This is a genomic window from Streptomyces sp. NPDC059897, assembly GCF_042730865.1.
Classification (GTDB): domain Bacteria; phylum Actinomycetota; class Actinomycetes; order Streptomycetales; family Streptomycetaceae; genus Streptomyces.
This window is the reverse complement of the sequence record NZ_JBHWKQ010000012.1, coordinates 14,013-40,016: the sequence shown is the minus strand read 5'-3', so window position 1 is coordinate 40,016 and position 26,004 is coordinate 14,013. Positions and strand designations below refer to the sequence as shown.

The 26,004-nt window shown below is 71.0% G+C and carries 23 protein-coding genes and 1 tRNA gene; 11 read left to right on the top strand and 13 right to left on the bottom strand.

Annotated features, from left to right (window positions below; all coding sequences use genetic code 11):
* Nucleotides 1–216 precede the first annotated feature (216 nt).
* From galT to galK, 3 genes are read left to right on the top strand one after another with little or no spacing between them, the layout of a single operon-like run.
* Complete coding sequence (galT, locus tag ACFV9W_RS15800; RefSeq protein ID WP_385760502.1) at nt 217–1,281, top strand: galactose-1-phosphate uridylyltransferase; 1,065 nt, start codon at nt 217–219, stop codon at nt 1,279–1,281.
* Nucleotides 1,281–2,246, top strand: coding sequence for a UDP-glucose 4-epimerase GalE (galE, locus tag ACFV9W_RS15795; protein WP_385760499.1), 966 nt, complete (start codon nt 1,281–1,283; stop codon nt 2,244–2,246). The genes galT and galE overlap by 1 nt, the downstream gene beginning before the upstream one ends.
* Nucleotides 2,247–2,282: 36 nt before the next feature.
* The gene (gene galK / locus ACFV9W_RS15790; protein ID WP_385760496.1) at nt 2,283–3,446 is read left to right on the top strand and encodes a galactokinase; all 1,164 of its coding nucleotides are present in this window, start codon (nt 2,283–2,285) and stop codon (nt 3,444–3,446) included.
* A gap of 3 nt (nt 3,447–3,449) precedes the next feature.
* Here galK and ACFV9W_RS15785 read toward each other — a convergent pair whose 3' ends face one another.
* On the bottom strand, nt 3,450–3,893 hold the full coding sequence (locus ACFV9W_RS15785) for a GNAT family N-acetyltransferase (RefSeq protein WP_385760493.1): 444 nt from the start codon (nt 3,891–3,893) through the stop codon (nt 3,450–3,452).
* A 301-nt stretch (nt 3,894–4,194) separates the two neighbouring features.
* On the opposite strand from ACFV9W_RS15785, the gene ACFV9W_RS15780 reads away from it, so the two are divergent.
* The gene (locus tag ACFV9W_RS15780) at nt 4,195–4,944 is read left to right on the top strand and encodes a LuxR C-terminal-related transcriptional regulator (protein ID WP_385760490.1); all 750 of its coding nucleotides are present in this window, start codon (nt 4,195–4,197) and stop codon (nt 4,942–4,944) included.
* Nucleotides 4,945–5,011: 67 nt separating this feature from the next.
* Here ACFV9W_RS15780 and tamR read toward each other — a convergent pair whose 3' ends face one another.
* A complete protein-coding gene (gene tamR / locus ACFV9W_RS15775; protein WP_385760487.1) occupies nt 5,012–5,509 on the bottom strand; it encodes a MarR family transcriptional regulator TamR in 498 nt (165 codons plus the stop codon).
* 89 nt (nt 5,510–5,598) lie between these two features.
* Here tamR and ACFV9W_RS15770 point away from each other — a divergent pair, with 89 nt between their 5' ends.
* Nucleotides 5,599–6,393 (top strand): trans-aconitate 2-methyltransferase, encoded by a 795-nt coding sequence (locus ACFV9W_RS15770; protein WP_385760484.1) that lies wholly within the window; start codon nt 5,599–5,601, stop codon nt 6,391–6,393.
* Complete coding sequence (locus ACFV9W_RS15765; protein ID WP_385760481.1) at nt 6,390–6,779, top strand: VOC family protein; 390 nt, start codon at nt 6,390–6,392, stop codon at nt 6,777–6,779. Before ACFV9W_RS15770 ends, ACFV9W_RS15765 begins: the two co-directional genes overlap by 4 nt.
* Before the next feature lie 129 nt (nt 6,780–6,908).
* On the opposite strand, the gene ACFV9W_RS15760 is transcribed toward ACFV9W_RS15765, so the two are convergent.
* Together ACFV9W_RS15760 and ACFV9W_RS15755 are read right to left on the bottom strand one after the other, a co-directional pair.
* Nucleotides 6,909–7,610, bottom strand: coding sequence for a TetR family transcriptional regulator (locus ACFV9W_RS15760; protein ID WP_385760478.1), 702 nt, complete (start codon nt 7,608–7,610; stop codon nt 6,909–6,911).
* Between the two features lie 12 nt (nt 7,611–7,622).
* Nucleotides 7,623–8,612, bottom strand: a complete 990-nt coding sequence (locus tag ACFV9W_RS15755) for an acyl-CoA desaturase (RefSeq protein WP_385760475.1) — start codon at nt 8,610–8,612, stop codon at nt 7,623–7,625.
* Between the two features lie 301 nt (nt 8,613–8,913).
* Between ACFV9W_RS15755 and ppc the strand changes: the two genes are divergently transcribed.
* On the top strand, nt 8,914–11,646 hold the full coding sequence (gene ppc, locus ACFV9W_RS15750) for a phosphoenolpyruvate carboxylase (protein ID WP_385760472.1): 2,733 nt from the start codon (nt 8,914–8,916) through the stop codon (nt 11,644–11,646).
* A gap of 1 nt (nt 11,647) precedes the next feature.
* On the opposite strand, the gene ACFV9W_RS15745 is transcribed toward ppc, so the two are convergent.
* The 7 genes from ACFV9W_RS15745 to ACFV9W_RS15715 all read right to left on the bottom strand — a co-directional run bounded on the left by ACFV9W_RS15745 (nt 11,648) and on the right by ACFV9W_RS15715 (nt 17,268).
* Nucleotides 11,648–12,103: a hypothetical protein gene (locus ACFV9W_RS15745; protein ID WP_385760470.1), complete on the bottom strand. Its 456-nt coding sequence runs from the start codon at nt 12,101–12,103 to the stop codon at nt 11,648–11,650.
* Between the two features lie 75 nt (nt 12,104–12,178).
* Entirely contained in the window at nt 12,179–12,778 is a 600-nt protein-coding gene (gene pth, locus ACFV9W_RS15740) for an aminoacyl-tRNA hydrolase (protein WP_385760467.1), read from the bottom strand.
* An 89-nt stretch (nt 12,779–12,867) separates the two neighbouring features.
* The gene (locus ACFV9W_RS15735; RefSeq protein ID WP_385760464.1) at nt 12,868–13,461 is read right to left on the bottom strand and encodes a 50S ribosomal protein L25/general stress protein Ctc; all 594 of its coding nucleotides are present in this window, start codon (nt 13,459–13,461) and stop codon (nt 12,868–12,870) included.
* 175 nt (nt 13,462–13,636) lie between these two features.
* Nucleotides 13,637–14,614 carry a ribose-phosphate diphosphokinase gene (locus tag ACFV9W_RS15730; protein WP_385760460.1) on the bottom strand — a complete coding sequence of 326 codons (978 nt, stop codon included), beginning with the start codon at nt 14,612–14,614 and terminating at the stop codon, nt 13,637–13,639.
* A 130-nt stretch (nt 14,615–14,744) separates the two neighbouring features.
* Nucleotides 14,745–16,202, bottom strand: a complete 1,458-nt coding sequence (gene glmU / locus ACFV9W_RS15725; RefSeq protein ID WP_385760457.1) for a bifunctional UDP-N-acetylglucosamine diphosphorylase/glucosamine-1-phosphate N-acetyltransferase GlmU — start codon at nt 16,200–16,202, stop codon at nt 14,745–14,747.
* Nucleotides 16,203–16,320: 118 nt separating this feature from the next.
* Nucleotides 16,321–16,393 (bottom strand) — tRNA-Gln (locus tag ACFV9W_RS15720).
* 8 nt (nt 16,394–16,401) lie between these two features.
* The gene (locus tag ACFV9W_RS15715) at nt 16,402–17,268 is read right to left on the bottom strand and encodes a helix-turn-helix domain-containing protein (RefSeq protein WP_385760454.1); all 867 of its coding nucleotides are present in this window, start codon (nt 17,266–17,268) and stop codon (nt 16,402–16,404) included.
* Between the two features lie 158 nt (nt 17,269–17,426).
* On the opposite strand from ACFV9W_RS15715, the gene ACFV9W_RS15710 reads away from it, so the two are divergent.
* The gene (locus ACFV9W_RS15710; protein ID WP_385760451.1) at nt 17,427–18,743 is read left to right on the top strand and encodes a sensor histidine kinase; all 1,317 of its coding nucleotides are present in this window, start codon (nt 17,427–17,429) and stop codon (nt 18,741–18,743) included.
* Nucleotides 18,744–19,647: 904 nt separating this feature from the next.
* Here ACFV9W_RS15710 and ACFV9W_RS15705 read toward each other — a convergent pair.
* The gene (locus tag ACFV9W_RS15705; RefSeq protein WP_385760448.1) at nt 19,648–20,145 is read right to left on the bottom strand and encodes an SUKH-3 domain-containing protein; all 498 of its coding nucleotides are present in this window, start codon (nt 20,143–20,145) and stop codon (nt 19,648–19,650) included.
* On the bottom strand, nt 20,145–20,708 hold the full coding sequence (locus ACFV9W_RS15700) for a YwqJ-related putative deaminase (protein ID WP_385760445.1): 564 nt from the start codon (nt 20,706–20,708) through the stop codon (nt 20,145–20,147). Before ACFV9W_RS15700 ends, ACFV9W_RS15705 begins: the two co-directional genes overlap by 1 nt.
* A 300-nt stretch (nt 20,709–21,008) precedes the next feature.
* Here ACFV9W_RS15700 and ACFV9W_RS15695 point away from each other — a divergent pair, with 300 nt between their 5' ends.
* The 3 genes from ACFV9W_RS15695 to ACFV9W_RS15685 all read left to right on the top strand — a co-directional run bounded on the left by ACFV9W_RS15695 (nt 21,009) and on the right by ACFV9W_RS15685 (nt 25,966).
* A complete protein-coding gene (locus ACFV9W_RS15695; RefSeq protein ID WP_385760442.1) occupies nt 21,009–22,001 on the top strand; it encodes an SMI1/KNR4 family protein in 993 nt (330 codons plus the stop codon).
* 7 nt (nt 22,002–22,008) lie between these two features.
* The gene (locus ACFV9W_RS15690) at nt 22,009–24,900 is read left to right on the top strand and encodes an SUKH-4 family immunity protein (protein WP_385760440.1); all 2,892 of its coding nucleotides are present in this window, start codon (nt 22,009–22,011) and stop codon (nt 24,898–24,900) included.
* Nucleotides 24,901–24,967: 67 nt separating this feature from the next.
* Complete coding sequence (locus tag ACFV9W_RS15685; RefSeq protein ID WP_385760437.1) at nt 24,968–25,966, top strand: LCP family protein; 999 nt, start codon at nt 24,968–24,970, stop codon at nt 25,964–25,966.
* The last annotated feature ends 38 nt before the right edge of the window (nt 25,967–26,004 follow it).

The following is a 26,004-nucleotide window of genomic DNA, read 5'->3' as shown; positions in this document are numbered from 1 at the left end:
CGAACTGAAACAGTCCGGAACCTACGCCTCCGGCTTCAATAAGTGAACAGTTCGCATGATGTTCTTTGTTGGATTGTGATCGAGGCCTCGCCCGGAGTGCTCGCGAGAGCACAGAAAGCGCACAGAGCCTCGCCCGGCCGCACCCTTGACGTCGCTGTTGCCTTATGCTTTGTTGTGTTTGGTTCTGTTTGGTTGGTGTGATGAGGAGCATCGGACGTGAAGAAGACGTCGACCCGGCTCGCCGACGGTCGTGAGCTCATCTACTACGACTCGCGCGACGACGTCGTCCGAGAGGCGGCCGACCGCCGCCCCCTCGACCCCACGGTCACCACGTCCGAGGTGCGCCGCGACCCGCTGCTCGGCGACTCCGTGGCGATCGCCTCGCACCGCCAGGGCCGCACCTACCACCCGCCGGCCGACGAGTGCCCGCTGTGCCCCTCCGAGGGCGAGCGGCTGAGCGAGATCCCCGACTCCTCGTACGACGTGGTGGTCTTCGAGAACCGCTTCCCCTCGCTCGCCGGGGACTCGGGCCGCTGCGAGGTCGTGTGCTTCACGTCCGACCACGACAAGTCCTTCGCGGACCTCACCGAGGAACAGGCCGGCCTGGTCCTCGACGCGTGGACGGACCGCACCGCCGAGCTCTCCCACCTCGACTCCGTCGAGCAGGTCTTCTGCTTCGAGAACCGCGGCGCCGAGATCGGCGTCACCCTCGGCCACCCGCACGGCCAGATCTACGCCTACCCCTTCACCACGCCGCGCACGGCCCTGATGCTGCGCAACGCCGCCGAGCACAAGGAGCAGACCGGCGGCCGCAACCTCTTCGCCGACGTCGTCGAGAAGGAGGTGGCGGACGGCTCCCGGGTCGTCATCGACGGCGAGCACTGGGTGGCCTTCGTGCCCTACGCCGCGCACTGGCCCTACGAGGTGCACCTCTACCCCAAGCGCCAGGTTCCCGACCTGCTCGCGCTCGACGAGGACGCGCGCACAGAGTTCCCCAAGATTTATCTGGAACTCTTGAGGCGCTTCGACCGGATCTTCGGTGCGGACCAGCCGGTGACGCCGTACATCGCGGCCTGGCACCAGGCCCCGTTCGGCTCGCTGGACGAGTTCGAGGGCGTCAACCGCGATGACTTCGCGCTGCACCTCGAGCTTTTCACCATCCGCCGCACTTCCGGCAAGCTGAAGTTTCTCGCGGGTTCCGAGTCCGGCATGAGTGTGTTCATCAACGACGTGCCGCCGGAGACCGCGGCCGAGCGACTGCGAGAGGTAGCGAGCGAGTAATGGGTAAGTACCTGGTCACGGGTGGTGCGGGATACGTCGGCTCCGTCGTCGCCCAGCACCTTCTTGAGGCGGACCACGAGGTCGTCGTCCTCGACAACCTCTCCACCGGCTTCCGCGAGGGCGTGCCCGCGGGCGCCGCCTTCATCGAGGGCGACATCCGCGACGCGGGCAAGTGGCTCGACTCCTCGTACGACGCGGTGCTGCACTTCGCCGCGTTCTCACAGGTCGGCGAGTCCGTCGTGAAGCCCGAGAAGTACTGGGCGAACAACGTCGGCGGCACCATGGAGCTGCTCGCCGCGATGCGCGCCGCGGACGTCCGCAAGCTGGTCTTCTCCTCGACCGCCGCCACCTACGGCGAGCCGGTGAACACCCCGATCACCGAGACCGACCCGACCGCGCCCACCTCCCCGTACGGCGCCTCGAAGCTCGCCGTCGACCACATGATCACCGGTGAGGCGACCGCGCACGGGCTGGCCGCCGTGTCCCTTCGGTACTTCAACGTCGCGGGCGCGTACGGCGACTGCGGCGAGCGGCACGACCCCGAGTCGCACCTCATCCCGCTCGTCCTCCAGGTCGCCCAGGGCAGGCGCGAGGCGATCAACGTCTTCGGCGACGACTACCCGACGGCCGACGGCACCTGCGTCCGCGACTACATCCACGTCGCCGACCTCGCCGAGGCCCACCTCCTCGCCGTCGAGGCCGCACAGCCCGGCGAGCACCTCATCTGCAACCTCGGCAACGGCAACGGCTTCTCCGTCCGCGAGGTCATCGAGACCGTCCGCCGGGTCACCGGGCACCCGATCCCCGAGGTCGTCGCCCCGCGCCGCGGCGGCGACCCCGCCGTCCTCGTCGCCTCCGCCGGCACCGCGCGCGAGCGCCTCGGCTGGAACCCGTCCCGCGCGGACCTCGCGGGCATCGTCGCCGACGCCTGGACGTTCGCCCAGGCCCGCGAGCAGCAGCAGTAGTAGCAGCAGTCACTACGAGGGTCAGGTAGCCAACTGATGTCCGTCGCCACGCAGTTCAACGACCTGTTCGGGTACGAGCCCGCCGGAGTCTGGGCGGCCCCCGGCCGCGTCAACCTCATCGGCGAGTACACCGACTTCAACGAGGGCTTCGTCATGCCGCTCGCGCTGCCGCACACCGCGGTCGCCGCGGTGGCCCGGCGCGAGGACGGCGTCCTTCGCCTGCACTCCGCCGACATCGACGCCCCGGTCGTGGAACTGCGCGTCGACGACCTGGCGCCCCTTTCGAAGTACGGGCAGGGCGGCTGGGCCGCCTACCCGGCGGGCGTCGTCTGGGCGCTGCGCGACGCGGGCCACACGGTGGGCGGCGCCGACATCCACCTCGCCTCCACGGTCCCGACCGGCGCGGGCCTGTCCTCGTCGGCGGCCCTCGAGGTCGTGACGGCGTACGCGATGAACGACCTGTACGAACTCGGGCTCACCGGCGCCGAGTTGGCGGTCCTCGCCCAGCGTGCGGAGAACGCCTTCGTCGGCGTGCCGTGCGGCGTCATGGACCAGATGGCCTCGTCCTGCGCCACCGAGGGTCACGCCCTGCACCTCGACTGCCGCGACCTGTCGATCCGCCAGGTCCCCTTCGACCTGGCGGCGCACGGCCTCCAGCTCCTCGTCGTCGACACCCGCGTCAAGCACGAGCTGGGCGACGGCGCGTACGCGGAGCGCCGCGCGGGCTGCGAGGAGGGTGCCCGCGTCCTCGGCGTCTCCCACCTGCGCGACGTGCCGTACGCCGAACTGGGCCGGTCCGTCGCGGAGTTGGAGATGGCCGGGGTCGACGAGAAGGTCGTCCGCTACGTCCGCCACATCGTCACCGACGACCACCGCGTCGAGCGCGTCATCGAGCTGCTCGACGCGGGCGACGTGCGCGCCATCGGCCCGATCCTCGTCCAGGGTCACGTATCGCTCCGCGACGACCTGCGGATCTCCTGCCCGGAGCTCGACCTGGTCGTCGGCACGGCCATGACCTCCGGCGCGGTCGGCGCCCGGATGACGGGCGGCGGCTTCGGCGGCTCCGCGATCGTCCTGGTGGAGGCGGACGACGCCGACACCGTCACGAAGTCGATCGCCGACGCCTTCGCCGAGGCCGGATACACGGCGCCGCGCGTGTTCCCGGCAGTCCCCTCGGCGGGCGCCCGCCGCACCTCGTAGCGGCTACCCGAGCCGCTTCGTCAGCGTGAACTCCTTGAGCCCCGGCGGGTAGTCGGGGATCACGGACACCACCTCGTACCCGTGCAGCCGGTAGAAGCCCGGCGCCTGGAAGTCCCAGGTTTCCAGGCGGGAGCCGCCGCAGCCGCGGTCCTCGTACGCGATGCGCTCCGCCTCCGCGAGGAGGCGGGAGCCGAGGCCCGCGCCGCGGTGCTGCTCGGCGACCCACAGCAGATCCACGTGCAGCCAGTGCGCCCACGTGTACCCGTCGAGCCCCGCCGCCAGGGAACCGTCCTCTCCCACCAGCCAGACCTGCAACGGGAGATGCTGGTCGGCGGCGGTGCCGCGCAGCTCCCGCAGGACCGGTGACGCCGCCGCGTTCGTCTCCCGCAGCAGCGACCGGAGCCGAAGGGCGCGCTCCTTGTCGACTTCTGTCTCGATGCGAAACATGCGCATCACCATAAACGCGCAGGACAGTCGCTGCTCCGCCAACCGCCAACCAGTTCTGCGAATTGACTTCCCCTCGGGGCCTTCGCCTCTAGTCTGAGGACAGCACCGGTGGGGGCCGGTGCCGATCAGGGGGCGAGACAGCCGGGTACGACGCCCGGAGCGGGGGTGGCAGTTCGGCTCACGGCGGCGGCCGTGCGGCTGCGGCGACCCGCACTCCGGGCGCCGTACCTGTGTTGGTCCGTCCCCCGACGTTGGGGTATCCCCTGCTCCGTACCGGAGCTCGGGGAAGGGGGTAAATCACGTGGTTCGTATCCGGGTCCTCGTAGTCGACGACCACCGCATCTTCGCGGAGTCGCTCGCGGCGGCGCTCGCCGCCGAGCCCGATGTCGACGTCTCGGCCGCGGGGAGCGGCCCCGCCGCTCTGCGCTGCCTCGACCGGGCGGTCGCGGAGGGCCGCAGGTTCGATGTGCTGCTGATCGACGCGGACCTGGGCGCGGCGTCGCTCCAGGGCATGCGCGCGCCGACACCGGTGCCCGACAGCGCCGCTCAGGACGGCCTCGTCGACGGCATCTCCCTGGTCGCGGGCGTGCGTTCGGCCCAGCCCGCGGTGCGCACGGTGGTGCTCGCCGAGCGGGACGACCCGCGCCGCGCGGCGCTCGCGCTCCAGGCGGGGGCGTCCGGCTGGGTCGCCAAGGACTGTTCCCTGTCACGCCTGTTGACCGTCATACGGGGCGTGCTGCGCGAGGAGACGCACCTCCCGCCGGCCCTCCTCACGGGCGTCCTGCGGGAACTGACCGCGGCCCGCAAGCACCGCACCGAGTCCGAGCGGCTCGTCGAGTCCCTGACGCCGCGCGAGCGCGAGGTGCTGCGCTGCATGGTGGCCGGGCTCGGCCGCAAGGCGGTGGCGGAGCGCCTCTTCCTGTCCCCGCACACGGTGCGCACGCACATGCAGAACGTGCTGGGCAAACTCGGCGTCCACTCGACACTGGCAGCGGTAGCGCTCGCGCGCAGGGCGGGGGTCGGTCCGGTCGACCTGGAAGCGGCGAGCTGAGCCGTTCAAGCCCCGCCGGCGATTGAGGCGCGGGGTCCGGGGCAGAGCCCCGCGACGTCGATCAGCGTCAACCAGGAATGTTGTCGAACGGTGCGGTCAACTGGCGGAGCAACCCCGCCAGTTCACCCCGTTGCCCACGTGACAGTTCCGCCAGGATCGCCCGCTCCTGGTCAAGCAGCCCGGCCAGGGCCTGGTCGGCGCGGTCCCGCCCCTCGTCCGTGAGCCGCACGAGCACGCCGCGGCGGTCGCTGGGATCGGGCAGCCGCTCGACGAGCCCCTTCTTGGCGAGCCGGTCGATACGATTCGTCATCGTGCCGGACGTCACCAGGGTCTGCGTGAGCAACTGACCGGGGGAGAGCTGGTATGGGGTGCCCGCGCGGCGCAGCGCCGTCAGGACGTCGAACTCCCACGGCTCCAGGTTGTGCTCGGAGAAGGCCAGGCGGCGGGCCCGGTCGAGATGGCGCGCGAGCCTGCTGACCCGACTGAGCACCTCAAGGGGCTCCACGTCGAGGTCGGGGCGCTCTCGGCGCCACGCTGAGACCAGACGGTCGACCTCGTCCTCCATGACGATCAGTGTAGGGGGTGTGTCGACATGAAGTCTCTTGAGGTCGATTATCTTGACATCGAGACACTTTCGGGAAGACGCTTGACGGTATGACGCCCGCACCCACCTGGGACCCCCAGCAGTATCTCCGGCACGCCGGACACCGAGGCCGCCCCTTCGTCGATCTGCTCGCCCGCGTCCCCGATCCTCCCAGGGAACCGGCCCGCATCGCCGACCTCGGCTGCGGCCCCGGCAACGCCACGACGCTGCTCGCCGAACGCTGGCCCACCGCCCGCATCACCGGCTACGACAACTCGCCGCAGATGCTGGAGCAGGCCGCCGCCCACGCCACCGACCGCCTCGACTTCGCGTACGCGGACGCGGCCGACTGGGCGCCCACGGAGACGTACGACCTGCTGCTGTCGAACGCCACGCTGCAATGGGTCCCCGGCCACGCCGACGCCTTCCCCCGGTGGATCGACGCGGTGGCCCCCGGCGGCACGTTCGCCTTCCAGGTGCCCGGCAACTTCGAGGCCCCCAGCCACGTCCTGATGCGGGAGCTGGCCGAATCGGCCCGCTGGAAGGACCGCCTGTCCGGAGTGCTCCGCCACGGCGACGCGGTCCTCGCGCCCGCCGCGTACCTGGAACGCCTGGCCGGTCTCGGCTGCGCGGTCGACGCCTGGGAGACGACGTACCTGCACCTCCTACAGGGCCCCGACCCGGTCCTCGACTGGGTCAAGGGCACGGGCCTGCGCCCCGTCCTGACGGCGCTGGAGGACGACCCGACGGCCCGCGACGCGTTCATCACCGAATACCGGGACCTGCTCCGCGAGGCGTACCCGTCGACACCGCACGGCACGGTCCTCCCGTTCCGCCGCATCTTCGTGGTGGCGACCCGCGCATGACACTCGTCGGGATCGACCACGTGCAACTCGCGGCACCACCGGGGAGCGAGGAGATCCTGCGCTCCTTCTACGCCGACGACCTCGGCATGACCGAGACCCCGAAGCCACCGGCGCTCGCGGCGCGGGGCGGCTGCTGGTTCGAAGCGGGCCCGGTCCGCCTCCACGTGGGCATCGACCCCGACTTCCGCCCGGCAAGGAAGGCTCACCCGGGCCTGCTGGTGCGCGACATCGAGGCGTACGCGCGACGGCTGGGGGAGCGGGGTGTGCCGGTCGAGTGGGACGACCTGCTGCCGGGCCGCCGCCGCTTCTACTGCTCCGACCCCGTCGGAAACCGGCTGGAGTTCCTGGAGCCGAAGTCTCCACATTCAAGCCCCGCCGGCGATTGAGGCGCGGGGCCCGGGGCAGAGCCCCGCGACCTCGGCCACGGCGCCGCCACTCAATCGCCGCGGGGGCTCAAAAGATCGGGGGCTCCGCCCCGGACCCCGCTGCTCAATCGCCGCAGGGGCTTGATTTGCTCAACTCTTCCGGTGACCTATCAGGCGCGGCTTCGGCTCCAGCCCGTCAAGGCCATGCCACGCCAGGTTCACCAGATGCGCCGCCACCTCCGCCTTCCCCGGCTTGCGCGCGTCCAGCCACCACTGGCCCGTCAGCGCGACCATCCCGACCAGCGCCTGCGCGTACAGCGGCGCCAGCTTCGCGTCGAAGCCGCGGTTCTTGAACTCGCGGCCGAGGATGTCCTCGACCTGCGTGGCGATGTCGGAGATCAGCGAGGCGAACGAACCCGTGGACTGCGGGATGGGGGAGTCGCGGACCAGGATGCGGAAACCGTCCGTGTACTCCTCGATGTAGTCGAGGAGCGCGAACGCCGCCTGCTCGCACAGCTCACGCGGATGCCCGGCCGTCAGCGAGCTGGTCACCATGTCCAGGAGCTGGCGCATCTCGCGGTCCACGACCACCGCGTACAGCCCCTCCTTGCCACCGAAGTGCTCGTACACCACCGGCTTGGAGACCCCGGCCTTCGCCGCGATCTCCTCCACCGACGTGCCCTCGAAGCCCTTCGCGGCGAAGAGGACGCGACCGATCTCCAGGAGCTGCTGACGCCGTTCCGCCCCCGTCATCCGCGTTCTGCGCGTGCGCCGGGCCTTCTCGGGCCGGTCCGGCCTGTCGCTGCTCGAATTGCTCGGGGTGCTTGAGTCGGTCGCCACGTCTTCCATCATGCCGTGTGGTGGTCAGGCCGCGTCGGCGACCTGCTCCTTGCGCTTCGAGGCGATGCGGTCCCGCGACGGCCAGCGCACGTCGTGCGCCCAGCCCAGCCGCTCGAACCAGCGGATGAGACGGGCCGAGGAGTCGATCTGGCCGCGCTCCACGCCGTGCCGCGCCGACGTCGGGTCCGCGTGGTGCAGGTTGTGCCAGGACTCGCCGCAGGACAGCACGGCCAGCCACCACACGTTGCCCGAGCGGTCCCGGGACTTGAAGGGGCGCTTGCCGACGGCGTGGCAGATCGAGTTGATCGACCACGTCACGTGGTGCAGCAGCGCCACCCGGACGAGCGAGCCCCAGAAGAACGCCGTGAACGCGCCCCACCACGACATCGTGACCAGACCGCCGATCAGGGCGGGCAGGAAGAGCGACAGCGCCGTCCAGGCGATGAACTGGCGGGAGATCGCGCGGATCGCCGGGTCCTTGACCAGATCGGGCGCGTACTTCTCCTGCGAGGTCTGCTCCTCGTCGAACATCCAGGCCATGTGCGCCCACCACAGGCCCTTCAGCAGCGCGGGAACCGTCTCCCCGTACCGCCACGGCGAGTGCGGGTCGCCCTCGGCGTCGGAGAACTTGTGGTGCTTGCGGTGATCGGCGACCCAGCGCACGACCGGGCCCTCCACCGCAAGGGAGCCCATGATCGCCAGCGCGATCCGCAGCGGACGCTTCGCCTTGAAGGAGCCGTGCGTGAAGTACCGGTGGAAGCCGATCGTGATGCCGTGGCAGCCGACGAAGTAGAAGACGACGAGCAGCCCGAGATCGAGCCAGCTCACCCCCCAGCCCCAGGCCAGCGGCACCGCCGCGAGCAGGGCCAGGAACGGGACGGCGATGAACAGGAGCAGTGTGATCTGCTCCACGGAACGCTTCTGTTCGCCGCCGAGTGTCGCAGAATGCGAGGTGGCGGGCGGTCCTGACGCCGGATTGGCGGCTTCTTCGATCACATCGGCACTGGTGGCCATGGGAGTCCCCTGTAAGTCGAGGGTTGAGACGGGCTGAGACGGGTCAGGAGATCCACGGGGATCCGCGGACAGCTTGCCTACGGTTCCGTAACCTACGACACCGTAAGTAGCTGGGCGTGCAGCCGTGCGGCAAGAGGCTCCGACCTCGCCGTCGGCGGTGGCACATATCCTTGGAATCGGTCGGACAGCGCGGTCCGCTCTGAATCTCCTCCCTGGGTTACGTACCCGGATCCGGGGATCCTCCCTCCCGACGTGCTTCACCACGTGCCCGACGTGCTTCACCATGCAAGGAGCCGCACCTGTGAGCAGTGCCGACGAACAGACCGCTGCGACGAGCGCCGAGCTGCGCGCCGACATCCGTCGGCTCGGCGACCTGCTGGGCGAGACCCTGGTCCGCCAGGAGGGCCCGGAACTCCTCGAGCTGGTCGAACGGGTCCGCCGCCTGACCCGCGAGGACGGCGAGGCCGCCGCCGAGCTGCTCGGCGGCACCGAGCTGGACACCGCGGCCAAGCTGGTCCGCGCCTTCTCCACGTACTTCCACCTGGCCAACGTCACGGAGCAGGTGCACCGTGGTCGCGAGCTGCGCGCCATGCGGGCCGCCGAGGGCGGCCTCCTCGCCCGCACCGCGGACCGGCTCAAGGACGCCGACCCGGAGCACCTGCGCGAGACGGTCAAGAACCTGAACGTGCGACCCGTCTTCACCGCGCACCCCACGGAGGCCGCCCGGCGAAGCGTCCTCAACAAGCTGCGCCGCGTCGCCGAGCTCCTGGAGACCCCGGTCCTGGAGACCGACAGGCGCCGCTACGACACCCGGCTGGCCGAGAACATCGACCTCGTATGGCAGACCGACGAGCTGCGCGTCGTGCGCCCCGAGGTCACCGACGAGTCCCGCAACGCGATCTACTACCTGGACGAGCTGCACGCCGGCGCCGTCGGCGACGTCCTGGAGGACCTCACCGCCGAACTGGAGCGCGTCGGCTACACGCTCCCCGAGGAGAGCCGCCCGCTCACCTTCGGCACCTGGATCGGCGGCGACCGCGACGGCAACCCGAACGTGACACCGCAGGTCACCTGGGACGTCCTGATCCTCCAGCACGAGCACGGCATCAACGACGCGCTCGACATGATCGACGAGCTGCGCGGCTTCCTGTCGAACTCGATCCGCTACACGGGCGCCACCGAGGAACTCCTCACCTCGCTCCAGTGCGACCTGGAGCGCCTCCCCGAGATCAGCCCCCGCTACAAGCGGCTCAACGCCGAGGAGCCCTACCGGCTCAAGGCCACCGCGATCCGGCAGAAGCTCGAGAACACCAAGACGCGGCTCGCCAACAACACCCCGCACCAGGACGGCCGCGACTACCTCGGCACCGCCGAACTCCTGCACGACCTGACGCTCATCCAGACCTCGCTGCGCGAGCACCGCGGCGGCCTGTTCGCCGAAGGCCGCATGAACCGTACGATCCGTACGCTCTCCGCCTTCGGCCTCCAGCTCGCCACGATGGACGTCCGCGAGCACGCCGACGCCCACCACCACGCCCTCGGCCAGCTCTTCGACCGGCTCGGCGAGGAGTCCTGGCGCTACGCCGACATGCCCCGCGACTACCGCGGCAAGCTGCTCGCCAAGGAGCTCCGCTCCCGGCGCCCGCTCGGCCCCACCCCCGCGCCCCTCGACGCCGACGGCGAGAAGACCCTCGGCGTCTTCCACACCATCCGCAAGGCCCTCGAGGTCTTCGGACCCGAGGTCATCGAGTCGTACATCATCTCGATGTGCCAGGGCGCCGACGACGTGTTCGCCGCGACCGTCCTCGCGCGCGAAGCGGGCCTCATCGACCTGCACGCCGGCTGGGCGAAGATCGGCATCGTGCCGCTCCTGGAGACGACGGACGAGCTCAAGGCCGCCGACACGATCCTCGAGGACATGCTCTCCGACCCCTCCTACCGGCGCCTCGTCGCGCTCAACGGGGACGTCCAGGAGGTCATGCTCGGCTACTCCGACTCCTCCAAGTTCGGCGGCATCACCACCTCCCAGTGGGAGATCCACCGCGCCCAGCGCCGCCTGCGCGACGTCGCGCACCGCTACGGCGTCCGCCTGCGCCTCTTCCACGGCCGCGGCGGCACCGTCGGCCGCGGCGGCGGCCCCTCGCACGACGCGATCCTCGCCCAGCCCTGGGGAACCCTGGAGGGCGAGATCAAGGTGACCGAGCAGGGCGAGGTCATCTCCGACAAGTACCTCGTGCCGTCCCTGGCCCGCGAGAACCTGGAACTGACCGTCGCGGCGACACTGCAGGCCTCCGCCCTGCACACGGCGCCGCGCCAGTCCGACGAGGCCCTCGCCCGCTGGGACGCCGCCATGGACGTCGTCTCCGACGCGGCCCACGCCGCGTACCGCGAGCTCGTCGAGGACCCCGACCTGCCGCACTACTTCCTCGCCTCGACGCCGGTCGACCAGCTCGCCGACCTGCACCTCGGCTCCCGGCCCTCACGCCGCCCCGGCTCCGGCGTCTCCCTCGACGGCCTGCGCGCCATCCCGTGGGTGTTCGGCTGGACCCAGTCCCGGCAGATCGTCCCCGGCTGGTACGGCGTCGGCTCCGGCCTCAAGGCGCTGCGCGAGGCCGGCCTCGACACCATGCTCGACGAGATGCACGAGCAGTGGCACTTCTTCCGCAACTTCATCTCCAACGTCGAGATGACGCTGGCCAAGACGGACCTGCGGATCGCCAAGCACTACGTCGACACCCTCGTGCCCGACAACCTCAAGCACGTCTTCGACGCCATCGTCGCCGAGCACGAGCTGACCGTCGCCGAGGTCCTCCGCATCACCGGCGGCACCGAACTCCTCGACGCACAGCCCGTGTTGAAGCAGACGTTCGCGATCCGCGACGCCTACCTCGACCCGATCTCGTACCTCCAGGTCGCCCTGCTCAAGCGGCAGCGCGACGCGGCGGCCGCCGACGAGACCCCGGACCCGACGCTCGGCCGGGCCCTGCTGCTCACCGTGAACGGTGTGGCGGCGGGCCTGCGCAACACCGGCTGACCTAGAGGTTCAGGGCGGCGAACGCCGCCGTCAGCAGCGCGACACCGGCGCCTCCCGTGACCCACGTGAGGCGCCGGTCGCGTATCCCGCCCGCCAGCACCACCGACGCCAGCAGCAGCGCACCGCCGAGCGGCACCCACGCGTGCAGAAAACCGGCCGTGCCCGCGCGCACCGCATCCGTCGAACTCGGCTTGAGGACCACGGGGAACCGCGCGCCCTTCTTCTCCCCGATCGAGCGGTCGATCGTCACGCTCGCATGCCGCACAGCAGTGGGGGACGCCGGCGAGAACGGGCCGGCGCAGCTCTCCTCCACGCACCGGCTCACCGTCATCGTGCCGCGCTCACGGCCCGTCGGGAACATCACGTGCTGCGCCGCACCCCACGACGCCCACACGCCGGCGATCAGCAACAACGCGGCGACCACGGCCGCCGCGACACGTCGGGCAACAGGCAACATGGCCGGGATCCTTGGCCATCACCCTGCACACGGTCAACTCCCGGCCGGAATCCGCCCCCGACAAGTCCGTACAGGTCAGGAGTTGTACGTCGACTGCGCCCGCTCAAGACCCTCGATGACCAACGCCTCCGCCGCGTCCGCCGCACGGTCCACGAAGTAGTCGAGCTCCTTGCGCTCCGCCGACGAGAAGTCCTTCAGCACGAAGTCCGCGACCTGCATCCGCCCCGGCGGACGACCGATCCCGAACCGCACCCGGTGATAGTCGCTGCCCAGCGACTTCGTGATCGACTTCAGACCGTTGTGCCCGTTGTCGCCGCCGCCCAGCTTCAGCCGCAGCACCCCGTAGTCGATGTCCAGCTCGTCGTGGACCGCCACGATGTGCTCGGTCGGCACCTTGTAGAAGTCGCACAGCGCCGTCACCGGACCACCCGAGACATTCATGTACGACATCGGCTTCGCCAAAATCACCCGGCGGTTCAACGGCCCCGGCGGACCGATCCGCCCCTCGACGACCTGCGCCTGCCCCTTGGTCGCCCGCTTGAACTTCGCACCCATCCGCCGCGCCAGCAGATCGGCCACCATGAAACCGACGTTGTGCCGGTTCATCGCGTACTCCGGACCAGGGTTGCCGAGCCCGGCGATCAGCCAGGGAGCGTTCTCGTCGGACATGCACATTCCTTAGGTGTACGTCGGGTGTACGTCGAAACAGCGAAACGGGGTGGTGGGCCGCGCCCACCACCCCGTACAGGTCAGACCCTGAAGGCTCAGGCCTCCGCGGCGGCCTCGTCGCCCTCGGCCTCGGCCGGGGCCTCCTCGGCCTGCGCGGCCAGGACCTGCAGGACGACGGCGTCCTCGTCGGTGGCCAGCGTGGTGCCCTTGGGCAGCGCGATGTCCTTGGCGTGGACCGAGGCACCGGCCTCGAGGCCCTCGACGGAGACGGTGACCGACTCGGGGATGTGCGTGGCCTCGGTCTCGACCGACAGCGTGTTCAGCACGTGCTCGAGCAGGTTGCCACCCGGGGCCAGCTCGCCCTCGGTGTGGATCGGGAGCTCGACGGTGACCTTCTCGCCGCGCTTCACCTGGAGCAGGTCGACGTGGACCAGGAAGCTCGTGATCGCGTCACGCTGCACGGACTTCGGGATGACCAGCTCGTTGCTCTTGCCGTCGATGTCCAGGTTGATCAGGACGTTCGGCGTACGCAGGGCCAGCATCAGGGCGTGCGAGTCGAGCACGATGTGCTGCGGGTCGTTGCCGTGGCCGTAGACGACACCCGGAACCTTCTCGACCATGCGCAGACGGCGGGAGGCACCCTTGCCGAACTCGGTGCGGGTCTCGACGGAAAGCTTGACCTCGGACATGCTCTTCAACTCCTCGTAGAACTAGGGAAATGGTCACCCGGCCACGAACGGCCTGCTACGAAGAGCGCGTCGATAACGGATCGCCGTACAAAAAAGTACGGCCTCCCTCGCCGAGCAACTCCGACAGTCTACTCGGCGAGGGAGGCCGCACCCAAATGGATCTTCTACTTCAAGATCAGGCTTCGCCCTCGAAGAGGCTGGTCACCGAGCCGTCCTCGAAGACCTCGCGCACCGCGGAGGCGATCGTCGGAGCGATCGACAGGACCGTGATCTTGTCCAGCTCCAGCTCGCCCGGCGTCGGCAGCGTGTCCGTGAACACGAACTCGCTCACCTTCGAATTCTTCAGACGGTCCGCGGCGGGGCCCGACAGCACACCGTGCGTCGCCGTCACGATGACGTCCTCCGCGCCGTGCGCGAACAGGGCGTCGGCAGCGGCGCAGATCGTGCCACCCGTGTCGATCATGTCGTCGACGAGCACACAGACGCGGCCCTTCACGTCACCGACGACCTCGTGAACCGTCACCTGGTTCGCGATGTCCTTGTCGCGGCGCTTGTGCACGATCGCCAGCGGCGCACCGAGCCGGTCGCACCAGCGGTCCGCCACCCGCACGCGGCCGGCGTCCGGGGAGACGACCGTCAGCTTGCTCCGGTCCACCTTCGCGCCCACGTAGTCCGCCAGGATCGGCAGCGCGAACAGGTGGTCCACCGGGCCGTCGAAGAAGCCCTGGATCTGGTCCGTGTGCAGGTCGACCGTCAGGATGCGGTCCGCACCCGCGGTCTTCATCAGGTCCGCGACCAGACGCGCCGAGATGGGTTCACGCCCACGGTGCTTCTTGTCCTGCCGCGCGTAACCGTAGAACGGCACGATGACGGTGATGGAGCGGGCCGACGCGCGCTTCAGCGCGTCGATCATGATCAACTGCTCCATGATCCACTTATTGATCGGAGCCGTGTGGCTCTGGATCAGGAAGCAGTCGGCGCCGCGAGCGGACTCCTGGTAGCGGACGTAGATCTCGCCATTGGCGAAGTCGAACGCCTTGGTCGGGACGATCCCGACACCGAGCTGGTGCGCGACCTCCTCGGCAAGCTCGGGGTGGGCGCGGCCAGAGAAGAGCATCAACTTCTTCTCGCCCTGCGTCTTGATCCCGGTCACAGCACTAGTCTCCTCAGACGAGTTCGTCCGCCGCAGCTGCCCGCGCGTCCCTTTAGCAGCGAGCCAGGCGAATCGTGAGCACCTATCACGGTACGCCGTGTCGGGCGCACCTGTTTCCGGTCAGACCGCGTCAGTCAGCGGTTTCCGGGTTCCGGGACGCCGCCTCCGCCGCCCTGGCGGCCGCGCTCCCCGGACGCTTTCGGGCCACCCAACCCTCGATATTCCTTTGCTGGCCCCGCGCCACGGCCAACGAACCGGCCGGTACGTCCTTCGTGATCACGGACCCGGCGGCGGTGTACGCACCGTCCCCGATAGTGACAGGAGCCACAAACATGTTGTCCGAACCGGTCTTGCAGTGGGACCCGACGACCGAGTGGTGCTTGCTCTCCCCGTCGTAATTCACAAAGACACTCGCCGCACCGATGTTGGTGAAATCACCGATCGTCGCGTCACCCACGTACGACAGATGCGGCACCTTCGTCCCCTCACCGATCGACGAGTTCTTCGCCTCCACGAACGTCCCGATCTTCGACTTCAGACCAAGCCGCGTGCCCGGGCGAAGGTAGGCGAAGGGCCCGACGGACGCCTCGGGGCCGATCTCCGAGCTGTACGCGACCGTGTTGTCGACCCGGGCCCCCGCGCCGACGCGGGTGTCCGTGAGACGCGAGTTGGGACCGACAACGGAACCCTCCGCGAGATGCGTGGCGCCGTGCAACTGCGTGCCCGGCAGCACGGTCGCGTCCCGCTCGAACGTCACCGTGGCATCGACGAACGTGCTCGCCGGGTCCACGACCGTGACGCCCGCGAGCATCGCCTGCTCGAGAAGACGGTCATTGAGCGTGCGGCGGGCCTCGGCCAGCTGCACCCGATTGTTGATCCCGGCGATCTCACGATGGTCGGCGGCCACGGACGCACCGACCCGGTGCCCCGCCTCACGCAGAATCCCGAGCACGTCGGTGAGGTACTCCTCACCCTGACTGTTGTCCGTACGCACCTGCTTCAGCGCCTCGGTCAGCAGGCGGCCATCGAAGGCGAAGACCCCCGAATTGATCTCGCTGATCGCACGCTGCGCCTCGGTCGCGTCCTTGTGCTCGACGATCGCGGTGACGGCACCCGAGACGTTGTCCCGGACGATCCGCCCGTAGCCCGTCGCGTCCGGGACCTCGGCGGTCAGCACGGTCACCGCGTTGCCGTCGGCGGCGTGCGTCGCGGACAGGGCCTTGAGGGTCCCGCCGGTGAGCAGCGGAGTGTCGCCGCAGACCACGACGACGGTGCCGTCCAGGCCGTTGTCGGGGTTGAGGCCCTCCAGCCCCATCCGCACGGCGTGCCCCGTGCCGTTCTGCTCCGCCTGCACGGCGGTACGGGCGCCGGCGTCGATCGCGTTCACATGCGCGGCGACCTTCTCCCGCTCGTGGCCGACGACCACGACGAGCTGCTCCGGCTCCAACTCACGGGAGGCGGCGAGCACATGACCGACGAGCGAACGGCCGCAGAGTTCGTGCAGGACTTTCGGCGTGGCCGACTTCATACGGGTGCCCTCACCCGCTGCGAGTACGACGACGGCTGCCGGGGTGTTGGCGCTGCTCACGGGTGGGCCCTTCGGCGTCGGATGCGTTGTGGGGTGGACATCCGCAGGATACCGGGGCGTTTTGGGCCGGGCATGGGGGCGGGGCCCGACCAGTTTTGGTGGGCCCCGCCCGTGGCAGCTCCGCCGCTAGGACTCGAACCTAGACCGAACACCACCAAAAGATGACGTGCTGCCAATTACACTACGGCGGATCGCTGCGTCAGACCTTACCTGTTTCGGGCTGACTGCCAAGAACGATCCCGTGCCACCAACCTTCGATGCGCAGGTAGAGCTGGGCGCTGCGAAGAACCGAGACGACGAGGCATCCGTGGTAGTCGTCGTTGGTGTTCTTGCGGACGGTTTTCGGGTTGTGCTGCTTGAGCGTTGGCTTGTCAAATTCTGTGGCGTCGGCGCATGCCACGTCTGCCCAGAACTGGTGGGCGGACTCGATGTCCGCTGACTCGTGGATGAGCAGCCGGTAGCGCAGGTCCGCGCGGTCGACGTCGAGAAGGTCCAGCCAGGCCAGGTAGACCCTGATCACTCCGGGGTCGCTGTTGACGAATACCACCCGCTCCCGACGGGCGTACGGCTTGCTCTTGGACCCTTCTGCCCAGTACAGAGCTATGCCCGTGAGGAACAGCTCGCGCTCGGTCATCTTGCCGATTTCCCTGCTGGCCGAGCGCCTGGTCTCCTCGCGGGCCTCATCTTGGGCGGAGCGGAGCCGAGCCAGCCCGGCGTTCATGAGGGCCCGTTGCTCCTCGGGGGTGTAGCGCGGCTTCGGCTTCGGCAGGTCTCGTACCCACAAGGAAACCGAGCTCCGGGAGCACCCCAGCTCCTCCTCGATCTGGTCGTATGTCCACCCCTGTAGCCGGAGTTCACGTGCCTTCGCGCGGAGGTCGTCCTTCGCGTTGGGGCGCTTGGTCCACTCCGGTGCGGGCTCGCCCTTCACCAGGCGGTTGAGGAGGTCGTTGTTGTAGACCCCGAGTTCGTTGCGAATCTGGCGAAGGCTGAGCCCCTGGCGGCGCAGCGCGATTGCCTGCTCACGGAGGGACTCGAAGTCGGCGTACTTGCCTGTGGTGTGCGTCATGGGCACAGATTCCGGTGGAGCCGGGGCGCCGGGCGGGTGTTCCGTGGGGGTTCGCTGGGAAGTGTGGTCGAGTTATCCACAACGCGTCGGTTGTCCACAGGCATGGGGCGTCGAAACTCACCGGAAAACGGGCACTCGTCGCCCGTAGTCTGGAAGGCATGACCACAGCGGGGGAAGTTCACCGAGTCGCGGCCGGGGGGCCGTGGTGGTGGGCGCGGCGCAGGGCCGTCGCGCTGGATGTGGTGCTGGCGGTGGCGTCCGCGGTGGAGTGTGCCGTGGAGGGGGTGCCGTTCGCGCACAAGGCCGGTCTGCCGGTCTGGGTAGGGGTGCTCTTCGGGGTGCTCACCGGTTCGACGCTGGTGCTGCGGCGGCAGTGGCCGATCGCGGTGGTGCTGATCTCGGTGGCGGTGACGCCGGCGCAGATGGGCGTGCTGCTGACCGTCGTCGGGCTGTATTCGCTGGCGGCGTCGGAGGTGCCGCGGCGGATCATCGGGGCGCTCGCGGGGATGTCGTTCCTGGGCACGTTGATCGTGTCGGTGGTGCGGGTGCAGCAGGATTCGGCGGCGCACGCGGACACGTTCCAGGTGGCGAACTGGGTGGTGCCGTTCCTGGCGATCACGACGGCGCTGGGGGTGACGGCTCCGCCGTTGCTGCTCGGGTTGTACGTGGGGGCGCGGCGCCGGCTGATGGATTCGTTGCAGGAGCGGAACGAGTCGTTGGAGCGGGAGCTGGGGCTGCTCGCGGAGCGGGCCGAGGAGCGGGCCGAGTGGGCGCGGGGCGAGGAGCGGACGCGGATCGCGCGGGAGATGCACGACGTGGTGGCGCACCGGGTGTCGTTGATGGTGGTGCACGCGGCGGCGTTGCAGGCGGTTGCGCGCAAGGACCCGGAGAAGGCGGTGAAGAACGCGGCGCTGGTCGGGGACATGGGGCGGCAGGCGCTGACCGAGCTGCGGGAGATGTTGGGGGTGCTGCGGGCCGGGGATCCGGTGCCGGGGCGTGCGGACCGGTTGCCGTTGGAGGCGGTGGGGGTGGCTGCTGCGGCGGCGGCCTCGCGGGCCGAGGCGGAGGTGGACGGGGGGCCGTTGCTGTCCGAGGTGGAGGAGTTGGTGGAGCAGTCGCGGGCGGCCGGGATGGTGGTGCAGGTGTCCGTGGAGGGTGAGGTGCGGGCGTATGCGGCGGTGGTGGAGCAGACGGCGTACCGGGTGGTTCAGGAGGCGTTGACGAACGTGCACAAGCATGCGGCGGGTGCGAAGACGTACGTGCGGCTCGCGCATCGGGGGGCGGAGGTGGCGATGCAGGTGGAGAACGATGCGCCGCCGGAGCCGGGGGCTGCCGCGTCGGCCGGGTTGCCGTCCGGGGGAAACGGTTTGGTGGGCATGAAGGAGCGGGTGGCGGGGCTCGGCGGCGTGTTCGTGTCGGGGCCGACGGATGCGGGTGGGTTTCGGGTGTCGGCGGTGCTGCCGGCGGCGTCGTAGGCGGGGGCCTCCGGCGGTGGGTGGGGTCGTGCTGTCGGGTGGGGTGGTGTTGCGCGGGGCCGGGGTCTTTTGAGGTGGGCCGGGGCGGTGCTTGGCCGTTTCGCGGCGCGGCGCCGGGGGTGGTGTCGGGTGTGGCGGTTGCGCGGCGCCGGTTCGTCGTCGCCGGCTCATCTCCCACCACCCGCCCCCTCCGGGGGCTTCGGCCCGTCCGGGGGCCGGTCGTTGTGTCGTGGCCCCGTCGCTCTGATCGCGCGGCACCGGTGGCCGGGGCTCTTGCCGGGGTCGTGGCCCGTCGTCATGGGTGCGCGGCACCGGGGGCCGCCTTGCCCACCCTGCCGCCCAAGGCGGCAGATTGCCCAAGGCGGGGGCGGTCGGCCGTCACGGGTGGGGAGCCGGGGTGGCGGCAGATTGCCCAAGGCGGGGGTGGTCGGCCGTCACGGGTGGGGAGCCGGGGTGGCGGCAGATTGCCCAAGGCGGTGGCGGCCCAGCGCCACGGGTGGGGAGCCGGGGTGGCGGGTTACCCGAGGCGGGGGCGGTCGGCCGCAGCGGGTGGGGAGGCGTGGTGGCGGCAGATTGCCCAAGGCGGGTGGGGCCGTCGTTACGGGGCCGGGAGCCGGGGTGGCGGGTTGCCCGAGGCGGGGGCGGTCGGCCGTCACGGGTGGTGAGCCGTGGTGGGCGGCGGACCACACAAGTCGGTGACGGCACCCGGCACCGGGCACCCGTGAGGCCGACGCCCCCGGAGGGGGCGGGTGGGTGGGAGATGGGCGGGGGATGCGTCGTCGTCCGGGAGCCCTGTGCCGCGTGGGTGGCGCCGCCCAAGAGCGCCGCACCGTAACGCGGACGGCCCGGTCCCCTCGCCGCAGCGGGCAGACCCAGCAGCCCCGCAGGGGGACCGCCCCCCCCGCTACCCCGGAGGGGACAGTCGTGGTGGCTGGAGGCCGGTGATCAGGGTGGCGAGGGCGTTGTCCATGTCGGGGCCCAGGTACCAGTCGCCGCTGTGGTCGAGGGCGTAGATGCGGCCCTCCGTGTCGATGGCCAGGAGGGCTTCCGTGCCCGACTCGGCGCCCAGCGGAGCGAGTTCCGTGTCGAGGGCGCGGCCGAGGTCGCCGAGGGTGCGGGCCGCGTGGAGGCCGTGGAGGGGGTCCAGGTGTGGCTGGGCGGGGGCGATGTGGCGGCCGGGGCCCGTGGGTGTGAGGTGGAGGCCGCCGAATTCGGCCCAGGCCTCGACCGCCGCGGGGAAGACCGAGTGGCGGTGGCCCGCGGGGGAGACGTGGGTGCGCAGCGCGTCCGCCCAGAATTCCGCCTGCTTGATGTCCCAGCGGCCCGGCTGCCACCCGGCGACGCGCAGCGTGGCGTCGACCAGGTCGGAGAAGCGGGCGTCCTGGGAGGTGGGGTGGGGCATCAGTGCGCGGCCTCGTTGTCGTCGTGCGGGGTGCTGTCCGTTTCGGGGGCCACTACGTGGACGCCGAAGTGGGCGGTCAGCGCGGTGCAGGCGCGGCAGGGGCGGGCGAATCCGCCGTGCAGCGGGTCTCCGTCCTCGCGGATGCGCCGGGTGGTGAGCTTGGACTGCTTGAGGGCCTTGCGGGCCTCTCCGATGGTCATGGGCCTGCGGCGGGCCCGCTTCGACTTCTCGGTGCGCTCGGTGTCGCTCGTGGTGAGGTGCCGGGAGACGAGGATGGTCTCGGCGCAGCGCCCGGTGAAGCGGTCGCGTTGCGCGCTGGTCAGCGTATCCAGGAAGTCCTGGACCAACGGGTGCAGGTCCGGGGCCCGTTCGCCGCGGGCCGCGGTGGCGGTGAGGGTGGTGCCGCGGACGGAGAGGGCGGCGGCGACGGTGGGGAGTATGCCGTCCCGGCGCACGCGAAGGGTGGGGACGGCGCCGTCGTCGGTGGCGCTCCAGCCGACGCGCGGGTCGTCGCCGGGCTGCTCGTCCGCGGGTGCAGTTTCCTCTGCGGTACCGCTGCGCATCTGTTGTTTCCCCTCCTGCAGTTCCCCACTGCAATCCCCCTGGTTGCCTGCACAGACTGCCAAACGGGCCCGCGGGTGTGGAAGTCGGACCCCGATGTCGGCGCGTGTCACGCCCGATCGTCACGTCGTGGTGATCCTCGGGTGACTGCTGGTCATGGAACCGGAGGCCCGGTGACCGGTGTCGCACAACCGCATAGGCTGTCGTTTGATTCGTACGGATCAGGAGCAGGTCCGGAACAGACCCGGAACAGCCCCGGGACAGATCCGCATCCGTCACCAGCGCCGCAGGGGGCAACAGCCATGACGACAGGTCGGCTCGGGCAGCAGGCCGCGCCGCCGAACGCGGCTTATGCCGGGCAGGTCGTGCACTTCCCGGACCCGGTCCGTGCCGCCCGTCATCCGCGCGGGGTTCGCGTGGACGGTGACGGTTTTCCGGATTTCGCCCCGTATGCCCGTGCCGTGGCGGAGATCGCCGATCCGCCGCAGGGTTTCGGTGTCGACGAGTTGCGGCTGACGGACTACGTGTCGGCGAACGCGGCGCTCGCCGCGTCCGGGCACGAACTGTGGGACACGATCCCGCCGGTGGCGACCCCGCACGGCTGGACGTGGCACCACGCGCGCGGCTCGCGCCGCCTCGAACTGGTCCCGGTCGAGGTGAAGGCGCTGCTGCGGCACCACGGCGGTCTCGCGACGGCGGCGGTGGACCAGCAGAAGCGTGGCACGCGGCCGTTGCAGGACACGCGGCCCGTGCACTTCGGTCTGCCGAAGTCCGGGGTCGCGGTGTCGGAGAGCCAAGTGCTTTCCGCGGAGGAGGACTTGGGGTACCGGCTGCCGGGGGCGTACCGCTCGTTCCTGAAGGCGGGCGGCGGTTGTGCGCCCGTCGGGACGGGTCTGGACGCCGAGTTGGGTCTGCTGGTCGATCAGCCGTTCTTCACGGTGCGCGACGAGGCGGCCGTGAACGACCTGGTGTATGTCAACAAGTGTCTGCGCGATCACCTGACGAAGGACTATCTGGGGGTCGCGTTCGTGCAGGGCGGGCTGCTCGCCGTGAAGGTGCGGGGCGAGGCGGTCGGTTCGGTGTGGTTCTGCGCGTACGACGACGCGCGGGACAGCGGTGCGACGGCGGAGCTGCCGGTGGCCGAGCGGGTGGAGCGGCTGCTGCTGCCCTGTGGTGCGGACTTCGACGGTTTTCTGTCCCGGCTCGCGGGCAGTCCGCCGGAGTTGGAGACGGTGGCGAATCTGATGGTGGACGGCGGCTTCGCGCGTGCCGTCCCCGTCGCCGGTGGGGAGTGAGCTCGCGATGGTGACGTTCGCGCAGGCGCAGGAGCGCGCCGAGGAATGGATCAACGGGGACGTGCCCGCGTACCAGCATCGTGAGGTGCGGGTCCGGGAGTTCGAGCTGGGTTTCGTCGTGTGGGCGGAGGACCGGGAGGCCGGTCCGCAGTCCGACGGCGGGCGGCAGCGTCTCGTGATCGCGCGGGACAGCGGGGACGCCTCGCTGTGGCCTTCGCTGCCGGTGGGCGAGGTGATCCGGCGGTACGAGGAGGAGTACGGGCTGCCGGACGCGCCGGTCGGGCCGGAGGCGGCGAAGCCGCCGGAGCCGATGGACCTGAATCAGACGTCGTTCCTGCTGACTCCTCCGGAGTGGTTGCAGGAGGCGGCGGACAAGAAGGCGGACGAGTCGGGGCCGGTGGCTCCGGCCGCGGCCGCTTCGTCGGCGGCCGGTGAGACGCCCGCGGACGCGATTCCGGCTGCGGCGCTTGCCGAGCCCCGGGATGCCGAGCCGCAGGATGCCGTGCCGCCGCTTCCGGTCGACGCGACGCCGTGGGCCGGTACGGACACGAACGGGGTGGGCGACGAGGAGGACCGTTCGGTCCCGCTGCCCGACACGGTGTTCTCGCCGCCGCTCGCCGAGGACGCGCCGCCGCCCGGTGTCGTGCCGGACGCGCACACGGCCCGCATCGTGGGCGGCAGCCGGTTGCCGCCGACGGCGGTGTCCCCGGCCCTGGACAAGGAGCCGGAGGCGGCGCCGTACGGCTACCCGCAGGGCGCCCCCGACGCGGCGCCCGCCCAGCCTCCCGCGGCCCCGGCCTCGTACGGCTATCCGCAGGGCGCGATCCCGCCGCCCCCGCCGCCGCCTCCGTCGGACGTCCCCATCTCGTACGCCCGTCCGCAGGGCCCGCCCGACGCGGCCGCCCAGCCGCCGGCGGCGCCGCCCGCGCCGCCTGCTCCTTCGTACGGTTTCCCGCAGGCCGCGCCCGACGCGGGTGCTCAGCCTCCGGCGGCGCCGCCGGCTCCTTCGTACGGTTTCCCGCAGGCCGCGCCCGACGCGGGTGCTCAGCCTCCGGCCGCGCCCCCGACTCCGTCGTACGGTTTCCCGCAGGGTCCGCCCGACGCCGCCGCCCAGCCGCCGTCGGCGCCGCCCGCCCCGGCTTCTTCGTACGGGTATCCGCAGGGTGCGGGCGGGGCCTCGTTCCCGCCGCCCGCGCCGGGGACCGCGATTCCCGGGCCGCCGCCTCCGGGTGCTTCGTACGGCTGTCCGCAGGAGGGTCCCGAGGGCCGCGACGCCGCGGGCCGGCCGCTCGCGCCCGGCGCCGGTGACATCGCGAACGCCGCGACCAGCAAGGCGGAGCCCCCGCGCGGCGGCGCGCAGACCCCGCCGCCGCCGGGACCGCCCGGCGCCCCGGCGGGCGGTTACGTGCCGACGCAGATGGTGTCCGCGCCCGCCCCGAACGGGCAGCCGGAGACGCCCGGAACGCCCGGCCCGCCGCCACCTCCTGGCGCTCCGGGCGCACCCGGTTCTCCCGGTTCTCCCGGCGAGGGCGTGCACCACGCGGCGACGATGCTGTCCGGCCCCGCCCCGCAGGGCCCCGGCGGCCCCGCCGGCCAGACCCCGCCGCCTCCCGGCGCTCCGGGCATCCCGGGCCCGCCGCCACCTCCTGGCGCTCCGGGCGCACCCGGTGCTCCCGGTTCTCCCGGCGAGGGCGTGCACCACGCGGCGACGATGCTGTCCGGCCCCGCCCCGCAGGGCCCCGGAGCGACGCCGCCCGGCCCGCCCCCGCCGCCCGGCGTTCCCGGCGCCCCCGGTGGCCACCAGCCCCCGCCGCCCGGCCCCATGCCCCCGCCGGCTCCCGGTCAGCAGGTTCCGGGCCCGCCCCCGGCGGCGTACGGATATCCGCAGCCGCAGCAGCCCCAGCAGCCCGCCCCGCCGACGAGCCAGCCGACCGTGGGGCCCGGGTACCAGGCCGTGCTGCGCTACCGCGCGCCCGACGGGTCCGAGCAGCAGCTCATCCGGCGGTCCGCGCCGGGGACGCCGCACCCGGAGTGGCAGATCTTCCACGAGCTGCGCGGCATGAACATCCCGCCGGACCAGGTCCTCGAACTCCACACGGAGCTGGAGTCCTGTTCGCTGCCGGGCGCGTACTGCTCGCGCATGATCAAGGAGCAGTGGCCGCAGGCGCGGATCACGTCGATCGCGCCGTACGGCACCGATCACGCGAGCCGTCAGCAGGGCATGCAGCAGCTTCTCGCGCACCAGGGCGAGCTGCACCAGGTCGCCGACGGACCGGCGCGTCCGGCCCCGGTGCGCGCCCCGCTGCGGCCCGGGCAACCCGCGCCCCCGGCCGCGCCGGAGGCGATCGCGCAGGAGCTGGCGGCGGCGTTCGGCCCCGGTGTGTTCAGGTTCGATCAGCGGGCCGTGTCGCGGCAGGGCGTTCCGGACACCGTGGCGCACACGCTCGTCGTGGCGGGGCTGCCGTCCGACTTCGGGCCGTTCTTCTGGGCGCAGGCCCAGCCGGGCCGCCCCGTGCCGACGCTCGCCGAGCTGGCGCAGGAGCGTGGCGTGCAGGCGGCGTCGGACGCGGGCTCGTACCTCGTGATGGGCAGCGACTTCGGCAAGGCGCTGTGCGTGCAGTACGGGACGGCGAACATCGTGGCCGTGCCGGTGGAGGCCGGGCCCGACGGGGCTCCGGCTCCGCCGCAGTTCGTGAACAGCGGGCTGCCCGAGTTCGCCCGGTCCCTCGCGCTGCTCGGCCGGATGTGGCGGCTGCGTTTCGGGCTCAACCAGGAGCAGGCGGGCCGCTGGACCGTCGACTTCCAGGCGGAGCTGAACGCGATCGACTCGGCGGCGCTCGGTTCGCCCGAGACCTGGTGGTCGGTGCTGCTCGAGCAGATGTGGGACGGCCTGCTGTAGGCGCGTACGTACGGATGTGAGGGGCGCTCGACCTGCGGGATCGGTCGGGCGCCCCGATCATGCGCACATGGCTGGTGAGTGGAGTGAGCCGACGACGGTGCGGGCGACGCGGCCGCGGCGGCGCTGGCCCAGGCGGCTCGCGCTGACCCTGCTCGTCGTCCTCGTGGTGCTCGCCGCGTACGGGGTCGGCCTGTATTTCTGGGCGGGTTCGCGGTTGCAGACGACGGACGCGTTCAGTGACTACGAGGGTCGTCCGGCGGCGGGCGCGGGCACGAACTGGCTGCTGGTCGGTTCGGACTCGCGGGAGAACCTGACGCCCGAACAGCGCAAGGACCTGCACGTCGGCAACGACGAGGGCAACCGCACCGACACGATCATGGTGCTGCACTACGGGGACAACGGCCCGTATCTCGTCTCGATCCCGCGCGACTCGTACGTCTCGATCCCGGGCTACGGCAAGAACAAGATCAATTACGCGTATTCGGTGGGCGGCGCGAAGCTGCTCACGCAGACCGTGGAGCAGTCGACGGGGCTGCGCATGGACCACTACGCGGAGGTCAGTTTCCTGGGTCTTGTCGATGTCGTGGACTCGCTCGGCGGGGTCGAGATCTGTGTGGCGGACGGCGGTCTGCACGACGAGAAGTCGGGCGCCGACTTCGACGGGGGCTGCCAGACGATGAACGGCACGCAGGCCCTGCAGTTCGCGCGTGCCCGCTACTCCGATCCGACCGGCGACCTCGGCCGCGTCAAACGGCAGCAGCAGCTGGTGGACGCCATCGCCGCCAAGGCGCTCAGCCCGGGGGTGCTGGTGCCGCCGTGGAACCTGGTCCCGTTCATGAGCGCCTCGCTCGACGCGCTGACCGTCGACCAGGACACCGGGGTCGCGGCGCTGGCGAACATGGGTGTCAAAATGTCGGACCCGGCCGCGACGACGACCGTTCCTGTGGGCAGTGAGCCCAATGTTTCGGGGGCCGGGGACGTGGTGATGTGGAACGAGAGCGAGGCCGATCAGCTCTTCACCGCACTGCGCGAGGACAAGGCGATTCCGACTTTCGACGGCAATTGACGCATCCTGGACCGAGTGGGTCGACCTGAGTGTCACGT

What these genes read in the sequence shown, in the direction of transcription:
- ACFV9W_RS15710 (WP_385760451.1), top strand. Translation starts at nt 17,427, where the DNA reads ATGACCACAGCGGGGGAAGTTCACCGAGTCGCGGCCGGGGGGCCGTGG.
- galE (WP_385760499.1), top strand. Translation starts at nt 1,281, where the DNA reads ATGGGTAAGTACCTGGTCACGGGTGGTGCGGGATACGTCGGCTCCGTC.
- ACFV9W_RS15735 (WP_385760464.1), bottom strand. Translation starts at nt 13,461, where the DNA reads ATGTCCGAGGTCAAGCTTTCCGTCGAGACCCGCACCGAGTTCGGCAAG.
- pth (WP_385760467.1), bottom strand. Translation starts at nt 12,778, where the DNA reads ATGTGCATGTCCGACGAGAACGCTCCCTGGCTGATCGCCGGGCTCGGC.
- galK (WP_385760496.1), top strand. Translation starts at nt 2,283, where the DNA reads ATGTCCGTCGCCACGCAGTTCAACGACCTGTTCGGGTACGAGCCCGCC.
- ACFV9W_RS15695 (WP_385760442.1), top strand. Translation starts at nt 21,009, where the DNA reads ATGACGACAGGTCGGCTCGGGCAGCAGGCCGCGCCGCCGAACGCGGCT.
- ACFV9W_RS15785 (WP_385760493.1), bottom strand. Translation starts at nt 3,893, where the DNA reads ATGTTTCGCATCGAGACAGAAGTCGACAAGGAGCGCGCCCTTCGGCTC.
- ACFV9W_RS15685 (WP_385760437.1), top strand. Translation starts at nt 24,968, where the DNA reads ATGGCTGGTGAGTGGAGTGAGCCGACGACGGTGCGGGCGACGCGGCCG.
- tamR (WP_385760487.1), bottom strand. Translation starts at nt 5,509, where the DNA reads ATGGAGGACGAGGTCGACCGTCTGGTCTCAGCGTGGCGCCGAGAGCGC.
- ACFV9W_RS15745 (WP_385760470.1), bottom strand. Translation starts at nt 12,103, where the DNA reads ATGTTGCCTGTTGCCCGACGTGTCGCGGCGGCCGTGGTCGCCGCGTTG.
- ACFV9W_RS15690 (WP_385760440.1), top strand. Translation starts at nt 22,009, where the DNA reads ATGGTGACGTTCGCGCAGGCGCAGGAGCGCGCCGAGGAATGGATCAAC.
- ACFV9W_RS15705 (WP_385760448.1), bottom strand. Translation starts at nt 20,145, where the DNA reads ATGCCCCACCCCACCTCCCAGGACGCCCGCTTCTCCGACCTGGTCGAC.
- ACFV9W_RS15755 (WP_385760475.1), bottom strand. Translation starts at nt 8,612, where the DNA reads ATGGCCACCAGTGCCGATGTGATCGAAGAAGCCGCCAATCCGGCGTCA.
- ACFV9W_RS15765 (WP_385760481.1), top strand. Translation starts at nt 6,390, where the DNA reads ATGACACTCGTCGGGATCGACCACGTGCAACTCGCGGCACCACCGGGG.
- ACFV9W_RS15760 (WP_385760478.1), bottom strand. Translation starts at nt 7,610, where the DNA reads ATGATGGAAGACGTGGCGACCGACTCAAGCACCCCGAGCAATTCGAGC.
- ACFV9W_RS15700 (WP_385760445.1), bottom strand. Translation starts at nt 20,708, where the DNA reads ATGCGCAGCGGTACCGCAGAGGAAACTGCACCCGCGGACGAGCAGCCC.
- ACFV9W_RS15770 (WP_385760484.1), top strand. Translation starts at nt 5,599, where the DNA reads ATGACGCCCGCACCCACCTGGGACCCCCAGCAGTATCTCCGGCACGCC.
- ACFV9W_RS15715 (WP_385760454.1), bottom strand. Translation starts at nt 17,268, where the DNA reads ATGACGCACACCACAGGCAAGTACGCCGACTTCGAGTCCCTCCGTGAG.